The organism is Bacillus sp. FJAT-28004 (assembly GCF_001280845.1).
GTDB lineage: Bacteria > Bacillota > Bacilli > Paenibacillales > Paenibacillaceae > Pristimantibacillus.
The window spans coordinates 4,683,383-4,695,358 of the sequence record NZ_LGHP01000001.1; the positions used below are offsets into that span (position 1 = coordinate 4,683,383).

The window sequence follows — 11,976 nt, forward strand, 5'->3', positions numbered from 1 at the left end:
GGGCCAAACCCGCCGGGACCGCCGGGGCCAAATCCGCCGGGACCACCGGGGCCAAACCCACCGGGACCAGAACCGCCTTGCTGAGGTGTTGGTGTGATCATTCGAGGTCCGCCACAACCGCAGTTTCTTGTGGCTGGCCGAGAATTTGCGTTATTTGCATAAGTATATTCCATGAGAGCACTCAGACTCCTTCACGTAACAGATTAGGCATATATCCTTCTGTAGCGTATGCGGCAAATGCCTAGGAGGTGAGGTCGTAATAAAGGGTAAACCATATTTGATGCGAATATAAATAGGGTTAATAATTTTGGAATAGATGGTAGTTACGAGGGGGAGGAAAAAATGAGCTTTAGAGCATTTGAAAAAGAGCTGCCGGATGTATACATCTTAGCTATTCATGCAGATCGAGTTATGCATTTCGACCACGTAATTGCTTTAGGACATTTGCAGGAAATGGGTCGGTTGTTGGTTAATAAAATTCTCATGAACGAGCAATCGAATGTTAAGCGCACAGAGCCGTTATCACTGCTTGAAGAGTTAATGAATATTGAAATCTTACCTGATCCATTTCTGGCTGCATTGAAAAAACTCGAGTATTTGGATAAAAGAGAGAGCGACATGCTGATTAAGCCGGATGAAATAAAGAAGCTTTTTTATAACATGTTTGATTTAACTTCATGGTATTTTAAAACCTACATTGATGACCAATTCACCCCGCCTCCTATGCTTCTTAAACCCCAAGATACAGCCTTAAATATCATACTTAATGACGAACACCAAGCTTCTGAGAGAAAATCCAATATTCATATCGATAATAAGATTGTCAAAGGAATCTGGGAAGACGGTATTGAAGGGGAGCAATATATGGAGTTAGAAGGAAGTGAGAGCTTTCAAGGACAAGTTTGTAATGGGGTTAAGTCTGGCAAGGGTGTCTATCGTTGGTCGGATGGAACCAAATATACAGGTCAATGGCATCTAGATACCGAATATGGTTTCGGGATAAAGGAGTATGCGAACGGTGACCGTTATCAAGGGGAATGGAAAGAAGGGCTTTTCCACGGGAACGGAGTGTATGAATGGCATGATGGCACAAGGTTTGAAGGGAAATGGGAGGACAATATGGAACATGGATTTGGTATCAGAACCTATACGGACGGGACTGTGCAAAGGGGCTTTTGGACATACGGAGAATTGATTTTTACGGAGGATCAGTTGGGAGAAGGGAAAGAAACTATAACAGGAGGAAACGATGATTAAACTTGAATGGGATAGGAGTACGCTATGGCGAGGTTGTATCTTATCATCGATCGCTCTGACGAGAGGGAATTCATCCCATTAGCTAGTCGGACATAAGTTCCGCTATTTTGATATAAGAGCGTCTGTTTCGTTTTTTACGGACATAGGATGCGTTATTACCCTCAAAATGCCCCATTTCCGCTGAATTTAGGTAAATAAAGGATCCTATGTCCGCATGTTCAGCAAAATCCTGTTATTTCGTAAAAATAGAGGATCCTATGTCCGCAAATCACGACTGTACCAGTAGAAATTGGAAACCGAAGAGTCAGTGAACGTTCGATAGAATGAATAACGATTCTATTCCAGTCTGCGATGATCAATGGTATACATTTTACTAGAGCAAAGCTATTCTCATATCATGAATTGCAAATAATTACATACGGAGGTCGTTGAGTGAATCAGCTGCGGGGCATTATTTTGGAAGGATTTTCGCATGCCGGTAAAACATCGGTATTAAAGTCGTTAAAGCTAATGCAAGCACAGGACGAATCAGCAGAGCGAAGTGTCATCGTTCTAAGCGAGCATTACTCCCAGGTTCTACATAACATGCAGGGTCAAATGAAAAGATCAAGTTACGAAGAGCATCTGCAGTTGTTGAATGATAGAGTTGCAATGCTTAGGCAATTAGAGGAATGGTCAACTAAGCTTGGGCGTGCTTCTCGTGGATCGCGAGGCGTTTTTTTTATACTAGAAAGGTTTCATCTGAATCATAGAGCTGCCTATTCTGATAAAACAACCAATGAAATTGAAGCTATCGAAAATGAGCTCTTAAACTTTGGAGCAAAATGCGCTTTATTGACGATATCTCCAGAAGTAGCTGAACATAGAATACAAAGCCGCACGCCACATGAATGGGTGAACAAAAGCAGTGAAGAGATTAAAGCCGCAGTAAAGGAGCTCCTGACAACCCAGTCGGAGCTGCGAGTGGAAGTAACAAAATCGCTCATTCCTACGATAGAAATCAATACAGACAGCAAAGACTGGGATGCTTACGCCAAAGCGATCATACGTTTGTTGGATTAGTGAAACACGCCTACAGATAACGAGTTTCATAGGCGCATTGGCAGCCTTATATTTTGTTCTCCCCGGGTCCGATGGCATTGTAAAAGATATAAAAAAACGACGCCGTCTCATAAATGAGGCAAGCGCCGCTTTGGGAAAAAAATATTATTTTACAGCTGCTTCGAAACGTTTGCTAACTTCATCCCAGTTAACTACGTTCCAGAACGCTGCGATGTAATCAGGGCGTTTGTTTTGGTAGTTCAGGTAGTAAGCGTGCTCCCATACATCAAGACCAAGGATTGGCGTTTCGCCTTCCATGATCGGGCTGTCTTGGTTTGGCAAGCTGTATACTTTCAATTTGCCGTTTGCAACTGCTAGGAATGCCCAGCCGCTGCCGAAACGAGTTGTTGCTGCTTTTGCGAAGTCAGCTTTGAAAGCGTCAAAGCCGCCTAGCTCGCTTTCGATTGCTGCTGCAAGAGCGCCAGTAGGTGCTCCGCCAGCGTTTGGAGCGATTGTTTCCCAGAACAAGCTGTGGTTAGCATGTCCACCACCGTTGTTGCGAACAGCAGTACGGATTGCTTCAGGAACGCTAGCAAGATCGGAGATCAATTCTTCGATTGATTTGCTTTGCAATTCTGGAGCGGACTCCAAAGCAGCGTTAAGGTTAGTCACGTAAGCGTTATGGTGACGGCCGTGGTGAATTTCCATTGTAGTCGCATCGATATGCGGTTCAAGTGCGTTGTGCGCGTACGGCAAAGCAGGTAGTTGATGTGCCATTTTTTACAGCCTCCTAATTATATGTAGTTATCCAAGTCCATTATCCCTTATCCGATTGAATAAATCAACATTATTGTTTCAAAAGTCGAATGGGTCAAAACGATCAAATGCAGCCTGAATTAGAGTGTCACGCTCCTAGATAAAATATACAGATTAGGAAGATAGAACTGCATTTATATATAAATAAATGGGTTAAAACAATGTAAGCGTTTAATATTAAGCGCTTTCACGAGATAATCGATGATTTCTTTAATTTTTTTAAGGAATATTAAAGATAGAAGCAGGATTTCGTTTGATTTTGTCGTAATATAATTTAAATGCAATACTATGACATGGTATAGAAGGTGTAATTTTAATGAATGTTCGTTCCTTCCAGTTGTCCGATTACCGACCAATTACAGCACTACTTGAAGATGTTCTTACAGAAGAGTGCTACGAACAAACGATGGAAGCTTTTGCCCGCCAGTTGTCATGGGATAGTGATTTGGTTTTAGTCGCTGTCGAAAATTCCGAAATTGTGGGCATGATTATCGGTACGATTGATAATAACAAAGGTTATTACTATCGAATTGCTGTATCTCCTCTCCATCAAAGGAAAGGAATCGGTAAAACGCTTATCCAGGCATTGCGCCAGCGCTTCGAACAGCGCCGTGTCACAAAGATACTAATTACCGCAGACGAGCACAACGAGCCAGTTTTACCGCTGTATGAGTCGATGGGTTATGTTGCCAACGATTTTATCAGATCATTTCAGAAACTGAGCATTGTAGCCGGTTAACGCGAACTTTACTGCATGTAAGATGTACGCAGGGCATATCTGCATCGCCATTGCTTTTGGCGGTCAGATATGCTTTTCTTATTACTATATACATTTATGAGGAGAACGGGATGGAACCATATCGGCACTGTGTCATCAAAAGCTTCAAACATAACGGTCACATTCACCGTATATGGCAACAGAATTGGCTTGTGCCAGATGAGTTGCTTGCTGATCGGCATAAAGAGGAATCAATTAAGGTGCTCATTAACCGTCAAACACCGATTCAAGAGTCTGACGGTAAGATATGGATCAGCCGTGTCCCAGCCGTCTCCTTTTTTATACCAGGACAGTGGTTCAATGTGGTTGCTTTATTAGAGGACGGAGGCGTTCGCTATTATTGCAATATTGCCTCACCGCTTTTTCTACAGGGTGATGTGCTTACCTATATCGATTACGACTTGGACGTTATTCGAACGGTAGACGGTGGAAGATCTGTCGTTGATCAAGATGAGTATGAGATGCACAAAACGGCTTATCACTATCCGAAAATGGTCGAGGACAAGGTGCAAGTGGGTCTAGAAGCGCTTTTGCTGCGGATGGATCAAGGACAATCGCCTTTCCAGGATCAGCTTGTGATGAAGTATTATGAGGATTGGCTGAAACGAAGTGAAGAGGTGGAGCAATGAGCCTTGAGGACCAGAATCGCAAGCCAAGCAATGAAAAAGCAGGAATCAGTGTAGAGTCTGGATTATCTGCCCATACTGTTGCAAGCAATCGTTCCCACTGGATGGCGGAGCTGCTTGATTGGTCAAAAACATTGGTGGTTGCATTTGCCGTGGTGCTGCTTCTGCATTTTTTTGTATTTAACCTCTCGAAGGTAGAAGGTCATTCGATGGAGCCGACGTTAACGGAGCACGAGTGGTTATTCGTTAATAAATTCGTGTACCTGGTCGGCAAACCCAAGGTTGGGGAGGTCGTTATTTTGAAGGAACCTGACATAGGGGAAGCCGAGGACAAGTATCTCGTAAAAAGGATAGTCGGGGTTTCCGGCGACCGCATTGAAATACACAATAAACATTTGTACCGTAACGGCAAGCTGGTGGACGAGCCTTATACGGATTCATTAATAGAGGATATGAGCTACGGGCCTGAGGTTATCAGTGAAGGAAGCTATTTTGTAATGGGCGATAATCGTCATGCTAGAGCGAGCTTGGACAGCAGGACGTTTCACGCTGTGCCGGAAGAACTGATTCGCGGCAGAGCCGATTATATTTTATGGCCTTACAAAAAGATAAGAGCGCTTTAATCTTTTTAGAAAAGTAGATGCTTACGAAGTAGGTTTGCATTCGCAAACCTTAGGTAGATGCTTACGAAGTAGGTTTGCATTCGCAAACCTTTGAGGAGGGATTCTTATGAAAGACGTTATGATCTATACGGACGGTGCGTGCTCTGGCAATCCGGGACCGGGCGGCTGGGGAGCGGTGCTGTTTTTTGGCGTTCATAAGAAGGAAATTTCGGGCGGCGAGAAACATTCGACGAATAATCGTATGGAAATCCAAGCGGTAATTGAAGGTTTGAAGCTGCTGAAGGAGCCTTGTCAGGTGAAGGTATATAGTGATTCAGCGTATGTCGTGAATTGCTTCCAGAAGGGCTGGATCAACGGTTGGCTGCGTAACGGCTGGAAGAATAGCAAGAAGGAGCCTGTAGAGAACCAAGAGCTTTGGAAAGCGCTATGGGAGCTTATGCAGCGTCATAAAGTAGAATACGTAAAGGTAAAAGGCCATAGCGATAATGAGTGGAATAATCGCTGTGACGAGCTGGCTCGTGAAGCAATTAAAAGGTTATAGATGATGACTGATAGATGGGCAAAGCTGAAGGAAGAGATGCTTGCGGCGGCACCAAGCCTCGGCATCGACAAGATAGGGATCGCATCCGCGGATCCATTCACATCATTGAAGCAAATTTTGCTTAGGCACCGCGAGCTCGGAAGGGAGTCTGGTTTCGAGGAGCCTGACATCGAGAAGAGAACGAATCCAGCGCTGCTGTTTGAGAATCCGCAGTCCATTATTGCGATAGCGATTGCATATCCATCCAAGCTGAAGGATCCTCCAAAATCGGAGCCGGGAGCAAGGCGAGGCATTATGTCACGTTCGGCATGGGGAGAAGATTACCACAGAGTTTTGCGTGATCGGCTTGCCAAGTTGGAAGCATGGCTGAGAGAGCGTATTCCTGATCTGCGCGTAGAAAGTATGGTCGATACCGGCGCATTGTCGGATCGCGCGGTTGCTGAGCGTGCAGGCATTGGATGGAGCGCAAAAAACTGCTCAATCATATCGCCGGAGCTCGGCTCGTGGATTTACCTCGGAGAGATGATTACCAACATACCGTTTGAACCGGATGAACCAATAACAGATAGCTGCGGCAGTTGTACAAAATGTATTGACGCTTGTCCTACGGATGCCTTGGTCGGACCAGGTCAATTGAATTCAAGTCGCTGCATTTCTTTCGTAACACAAACGAAAGGGATGCTGTCGGACGAGTTCATGCGAAAAATCGGCAATCGGCTTTATGGCTGCGATACTTGCCAGACGGTTTGTCCGATTAACCGCGGCAAAAACTGGACGCATCAAACAGAGCTGCAGCCAGATATGGAGTTAGTGAAGCCACTGCTGGTTCCGCTCCTAACGATAGGCAACAAAGAGTTTCAAGCCAGATATGGACGCACTTCTTCTGCTTGGCGGGGCAAGAAGCCGATCCAGCGAAATGCTGTAATCGCACTCGGCAACTTCAAAGAGGCTAGTGCTGTACCAGATTTGATCCGCGTCCTCGAGCAAGATACGCGGCCGGTGCTTCGCGGAACTGCAGCATGGTCGCTTGCGCGAATTGGCGGAGAGCAGGCAAAATCGGCTTTGCTTGAAGCATCGATGAAAGAAACAGATGAGGAAGCGCTGCAAGCCATTGCGAATGCGCTAGCTCAATTAAGTACGATCACAGAAGACAACTCGGAAGCAGGTGGCACGGGTGAGTGAACAGCTTTATGCAGCTGAAATCGATTCGCCAATCGGCGCGATGATTTTAACGGCAACGGACAAAGGGATTTGTCACTTGGATTTTGCTCCCTATGAAGCAGCTTCTGAGAGACTTCAGCAGTGGGCGACGCGCTGCTTTGGACCGCATGGAGCGGATATCACACTGGTCGAAGCAGCCTCCCATTCGCAGCTGGATGAAGCAGCAAGTCAGTTGGAGCTTTATTTTGCCGGAGAACTTCAACAATTCGATCTGCCTGTTCAGATGTATGGCACACCGTTTCAGCAGAAAGTATGGGCAGCTTTGCAGCAAATACCTTATGGAGAGACACGTACCTATAAGGATATCGCTGTAATGCTGGACCAGCCTGGGGCCATGCGTGCTGTAGGTGGAGCGAACAATCGCAATCCAGTCTCGATCATCGTGCCTTGCCACCGCGTGATTGGGGCGAGCGGACAAATGGTCGGTTATGGCGGAGGTCTACCTATCAAAATTGCGCTGCTTGACTTAGAGAAGAGTGCGAAATAAAAGCAATAAAAATTGTCACAAAAAGGTTATGCGAAGCGCTAGCATGTTCATTGCGATCACGGGATGAACATGCTATCATGGGAACATTATACACAGCAGGAGATTTGGAAAGGGTCAGGTGAAAGGTATGTCTTGGGTGAACATTGTTGTACCAATCGTTACTTTAATTGCAGGAGCTGTTGGGGGCTTTTTTGTAGGCGTATTCTATCTGCGGAAGCAGCTTGAGAAAATGCAAAATGATCCAGAAATGATTCAGAAGATGGCTAAGCAAATGGGCTACAATCTGAATAAACAACAAATGCAAAAAGCACAGCACATGATGAAAAACCAAAAGATGCCTCGCAGATAAAGAAATGCGCGGGGGGACCGGAAGGAGAGTTCAGAAATGGCGGGAAAGAAAGATTACGTCAATTCGAGTGTTTCGAGCAACCGGGAGCAAATTGAACATCACATAAGAGAAATATTGAAACTAGTCGGTGAAGATGTAGAGCGTGAAGGCTTGCTGGAAACACCCGCTCGTGTGACTCGAATGTATGAGGAGATTTTTGCCGGATATGAGGTTGATCCTCGTGAGGTACTGGGCGTTACGTTCAATGAGCAGCATGAAGAGCTTGTCATTGTAAAAGATATCGTCTATTACAGCCAGTGCGAGCATCATATGGCGCCGTTTTTCGGGAAAGCGCATATTGGTTACATCCCTAGCGGCAAAATCGCAGGGCTGAGCAAGCTTGCTAGACTCGTAGAGGCGATTACTCGTCGCCTGCAAGTGCAAGAACGGATTACATCGCAAATTGCGGATATCCTTACGGAAGAGCTGCAGCCGCATGGCGTTATGGTCGTCGTGGAAGGCGAGCATTTGTGCATGTGCTCTCGCGGCGTGAAGAAGCCTGGCAGCATGACGGTAACTTCTGCCGTAAGAGGCGATTTCCGCAGCAATCCTGCACTTCGCTCGGAGTTTTTGACATTATTAAAGCTATAAACGATATAAATAAGAAAGTCCGACAAGAGAAGAGCTCCTGTCGGACTTTTTTTTTGCGGGATAGATCAGAACGGTACCCATACGAGCTTTCGAGCTTCTTCAAATCGTTCGTTCACAAAGGGCCAATGAACGACATTCCACCAATCTTGAATATACTCAGCTCGTTTGTTTTGATGCTTTAAATAATAGGCGTGCTCCCATACATCCAAAGCGAGTAAAGGAACAACATCCCATTGTGATAGATTCTGATGTTTCTCTGCGGTTAATATTTCGAGACGACTGCTGCGTGGACTCCAAACGAGAATAGCCCAGCCGCTGCCCTCCACTTTCGCTGCTGCCTTGCTGAATTGGTTCTTAAAGGCAGTGAAGCTGCCAAAATCATTACGAATCTGCTCACTGAGAGACCCAATCGGCTCACCGCCACCATAGGGTGACATGATGCTCCAGAACAGAGTATGTAAATAGTGGCCGGCACCGTTAAAAGCAAGCTCTCGCTCCCAATGCTTAACGAGCTCGAATTGGTTGGTTTCGCGTGCGAATTTGAGCTGTATTTCGGCATCATTTAAACCTTCGACATAGGACTGGTGGTGAATATCATGATGAATCCGCATCGTCTGCTCATCGATGTAAGGTTCAAGAGCTCCGTAAGCATAAGGAAGAGGGGGCAGTGTGTGTCCACCGATTGGCACTTGCTGGACTATAGAGCGATGCTCAGTATTGCCTGAACCTGAGCTGGTCACAGCTTGCCGATAAGAGCTTATTAAGCCGATATAATAGTTTGATTCACGGATGGCTTGTGAGATGACGGATTTGGTAACTTCAGAAGAAGTCGAAGCGGTGCGCTCAGTCAACTGCCTGAGCTGATCCACATACGTTCGTGATTGCTCAAGTGAAGCTTCGACAACCGCTTCAATCGTTTGTTCCATGTATGTAGGTATCCGCGACGGAGAGGGCAGCCACTCATCCAGCCACTGATTGGTATATTGAGCGGTATTTGAGAAAACAGGCTCCCAAGCTTGGAGAAGCTGAACGTACTGACGCTCCATCTCGGGAGCTGCTTGCAAAATAGCGGCCACATGTTTTTTCTCTTGCTGCTTCCAATGACGGACTAATTCCATTACGCGAACGGGCATGAGCGTTCCATTATCAAAAAGCACGACCATCGCCTCCCTTTTTCGCAACAAGTGCATCTATGTTAGATGTATTCGTTGCCCAGCGGGCTTATGTCGTGCTTCAGTATTATGTTCGTTCTGCTTGGAGCTGCTGATCGACTTGGCTTAGAAAAAGGGCAGCTCTTTGAATATATTCACTCGGATGCACTTGAAACAGCAATTCATGCTTACCATCTTGTACGATCCATGAGCGAGAGAGAACGTTGCCTTGCCCTTCAGCAATGGCTTCAGCCGTCTGGTAAGGCGCTTTTACGTCGTTAGTGCCGTGAATAATAAATAACGGGATATCGTAAACGTTCGAAATGACTTCACTTGCCGGAATAGATCCAAAACTTGTTCCCGTCCAAAGGGGGATCATCGATTCAATAAGCGGCAATGAGAACTGCGGCAATGAGACGAATTGATTCAAATTATCAAATAATGCTTCTGGACTTGGGATGAATAAGCTGTCGAGTATCATGGCATCAATTTCATCTGTTTGAAGTCCTGCTTGAAGAGCTGTACCTGCACCCATTGAGAAGCCCCAGACGACGATGTCCTCAGCTCCGCGTGATTTAGCATAATCTACTGCAGCGAGCAACTGCTGCGACTCCTCAAGGCCACCAGTGGCCGGAGCTTTATATTCCTTAGATGCATAGCCGTAGTCAAACAACAATATATTATAGTTTAAGCCGTGGAGCAGCTTAGAGAGCTCATACATCGGTACCCATGTTTCTTCGCGATTAGCGCCATATCCGTGGCTGAAAACGACAGTTCGCGCTGAGGGAGCAGGTTCGCTTGCTTCAATCTCTGCTGGGATGAACCAGCCGCTGACCGTCGTATTTCCGCTTTTGCTAGGGAAAATAACATCTTCGTAGTCTAGGCCGATAGCCGCTTGCGGATTGGAAGATAGCGGAGCTACATAAGGATAAGCAAGCATCCATGCGACATAGCCATGAAAAATAATGACAGCAATCAGGCACATTGCAGTAAGGGAAGCAATGGAAGCGACCAGTAAGTCCTTGCTACGGCTTTTGGTTTTGCGCAGCTGAGATAGGTTATCGGAATCTCCCAGCGGGAAGGGATGAAGGTTTTGCGGAAATCCGCCTTCAAGTGGCAATGGTGTCATTATAGTCGTGCTCATGTCGTTGTCCTCCCTCTGTCAGTTACCGTCCATTAGACTCATATATTCTACTATTTGTAAGCGCTTTTTATTTTCTAGTACTTTCATCGTAGTCCGGTCCTATAAGCCTGTCAATTGATGTCGAGGTAATGTTAATCATTTGTAATATTACTGTAATGTAAACAACTTTTCTTTACGATAATGGAAGCAATGAGTTATACTGAATGAGAATCGGTTTCATTGGATGAAACTTTTGGAGAGGGAGCTGTGGCTGCATGGAAGATGGAAAATCAACGGTTCGGGCAGTGGATCGGGCGCTTGATATATTGCTGTGCTTTATTTCAAAAACGGATTGGGCAATGACTGAGATTGCCGAACAGGTTGGCCTGCACAAAAGCACGGTACACCGAATGCTCGCCACACTCGAAGAGAAAGGCTTCATCGAGAGGGATCGCTCGACAGACCGATATCATTTGGGTTTAAAAATGTGGGAGCTGTCCGCTCATTTATCGCGTTCAGATGATCAAGCAACAATATGGCTGCCTGAGATGGAGCGGTTACGCGACCAGCTAGGTGAGACTGTTAGCATATACGTAAGAGACGGCTCTGAGAGGATTCGCATGCAAGCCGTACAGAGCAATCAGCCTGTTAGGCGGGTAGCGCCTGTAGGGGTAAGGCTGCCGCTTTATGCAGGAGCATCGAGCAAGGTCCTTATCGCTTATTCCGATCCGATTGTACAGGAAAGCATTTTTGGAGATCCAGCTTGGTTGTATTCTCTTGATTTGGATCAATACAAGCAGCAGCTCGAAGAGATTTGCTTGCAGGGATATGCAACAAGCTTCGAGGAACGGGAGCCGGGAGCAGCAGCGCTGTCTGCGCCTATTTTTAACCGGACGGGTAAACTTGCTGCTGCATTATCCGTATCTGGTCCTGCCAGCAGGATGACGATGGAGACGATGAGGGAATACGCACCCGTCATGATGGAATCCGCTAAACGGATGGGTACGATGATTTTATAGTCAAAAAGAAACAGCAGGCCTGAGGTGATCCTCGGGCCTGCTGTTTTTAGTTTTCCTCTCTAGAGGGGTGGAGTGAAGCGCAGCTATGTTGCTATTTGCAGCTGTAATTTGGTTGAAAAATTAGAACCGGTAAGAGAGGATATCACTAAAACCAGATATAACGGACACCAGAGCGCTTATTTGCTCGGATTCCGGCCTTTTTGAAGAGCTAACGGACATAAAGGCCGTTATGTCGCTTCAAAGGCCATGTTTTGGCTTCATATTGTGAAAATAACGGCTGCTGTGTCCGTTAGAATTATGAAATGCCATAATTA

The 11,976-nt window shown here is 46.0% G+C and carries 14 protein-coding genes; 11 read left to right on the plus strand and 3 right to left on the minus strand.

What is annotated here, in order from left to right; all coding sequences use genetic code 11:
- Positions 1-342: 342 nt before the first annotated feature.
- Together AC787_RS20355 and AC787_RS20360 are read left to right on the plus strand one after the other, a co-directional pair.
- Positions 343-1,257, plus strand: a complete 915-nt coding sequence (locus AC787_RS20355; RefSeq protein WP_054026459.1) for an MORN repeat-containing protein — start codon at positions 343-345, stop codon at positions 1,255-1,257.
- Between the two features lie 432 nt (positions 1,258-1,689).
- On the plus strand, positions 1,690-2,319 hold the full coding sequence (locus tag AC787_RS20360) for a hypothetical protein (protein ID WP_054026460.1): 630 nt from the start codon (positions 1,690-1,692) through the stop codon (positions 2,317-2,319).
- Positions 2,320-2,463: 144 nt separating this feature from the next.
- Here the strand turns inward: AC787_RS20360 and AC787_RS20365 are convergent, their stop codons facing one another.
- Positions 2,464-3,075 (minus strand): superoxide dismutase, encoded by a 612-nt coding sequence (locus tag AC787_RS20365; RefSeq protein ID WP_054026461.1) that lies wholly within the window; start codon positions 3,073-3,075, stop codon positions 2,464-2,466.
- A 355-nt stretch (positions 3,076-3,430) separates the two neighbouring features.
- On the opposite strand from AC787_RS20365, the gene AC787_RS20370 reads away from it, so the two are divergent.
- The 8 genes from AC787_RS20370 (at position 3,431) to folE (ending at position 8,369) form a co-directional block, all read left to right on the plus strand.
- The gene (locus tag AC787_RS20370) at positions 3,431-3,853 is read left to right on the plus strand and encodes a GNAT family N-acetyltransferase (RefSeq protein ID WP_054026462.1); all 423 of its coding nucleotides are present in this window, start codon (positions 3,431-3,433) and stop codon (positions 3,851-3,853) included.
- 110 nt (positions 3,854-3,963) lie between these two features.
- Positions 3,964-4,521, plus strand: coding sequence for a DUF402 domain-containing protein (locus tag AC787_RS20375; protein WP_054026463.1), 558 nt, complete (start codon positions 3,964-3,966; stop codon positions 4,519-4,521).
- The gene (gene lepB / locus AC787_RS20380) at positions 4,518-5,141 is read left to right on the plus strand and encodes a signal peptidase I (RefSeq protein WP_082360884.1); all 624 of its coding nucleotides are present in this window, start codon (positions 4,518-4,520) and stop codon (positions 5,139-5,141) included. The genes AC787_RS20375 and lepB overlap by 4 nt, the downstream gene beginning before the upstream one ends.
- Before the next feature lie 106 nt (positions 5,142-5,247).
- Positions 5,248-5,682, plus strand: a complete 435-nt coding sequence (gene rnhA, locus AC787_RS20385) for a ribonuclease HI (RefSeq protein ID WP_054026464.1) — start codon at positions 5,248-5,250, stop codon at positions 5,680-5,682.
- 3 nt (positions 5,683-5,685) lie between these two features.
- A complete protein-coding gene (gene queG, locus AC787_RS20390; protein ID WP_054027170.1) occupies positions 5,686-6,864 on the plus strand; it encodes a tRNA epoxyqueuosine(34) reductase QueG in 1,179 nt (392 codons plus the stop codon).
- A complete protein-coding gene (locus AC787_RS20395) occupies positions 6,857-7,390 on the plus strand; it encodes a methylated-DNA--[protein]-cysteine S-methyltransferase (RefSeq protein WP_235561022.1) in 534 nt (177 codons plus the stop codon). Before queG ends, AC787_RS20395 begins: the two co-directional genes overlap by 8 nt.
- A gap of 127 nt (positions 7,391-7,517) precedes the next feature.
- Entirely contained in the window at positions 7,518-7,739 is a 222-nt protein-coding gene (locus AC787_RS20400; RefSeq protein ID WP_053372732.1) for a YneF family protein, read from the plus strand.
- 36 nt (positions 7,740-7,775) lie between these two features.
- A complete protein-coding gene (gene folE, locus AC787_RS20405; RefSeq protein ID WP_054026465.1) occupies positions 7,776-8,369 on the plus strand; it encodes a GTP cyclohydrolase I FolE in 594 nt (197 codons plus the stop codon).
- Between the two features lie 65 nt (positions 8,370-8,434).
- Here the strand turns inward: folE and AC787_RS20410 are convergent, their stop codons facing one another.
- Entirely contained in the window at positions 8,435-9,526 is a 1,092-nt protein-coding gene (locus AC787_RS20410; RefSeq protein WP_054026466.1) for a Fe-Mn family superoxide dismutase, read from the minus strand.
- A gap of 82 nt (positions 9,527-9,608) precedes the next feature.
- Positions 9,609-10,664, minus strand: a complete 1,056-nt coding sequence (locus AC787_RS20415) for an alpha/beta hydrolase (protein WP_054026467.1) — start codon at positions 10,662-10,664, stop codon at positions 9,609-9,611.
- A gap of 254 nt (positions 10,665-10,918) precedes the next feature.
- Between AC787_RS20415 and AC787_RS20420 the strand changes: the two genes are divergently transcribed.
- A complete protein-coding gene (locus AC787_RS20420; RefSeq protein WP_054026468.1) occupies positions 10,919-11,662 on the plus strand; it encodes an IclR family transcriptional regulator in 744 nt (247 codons plus the stop codon).
- The last annotated feature ends 314 nt before the right edge of the window (positions 11,663-11,976 follow it).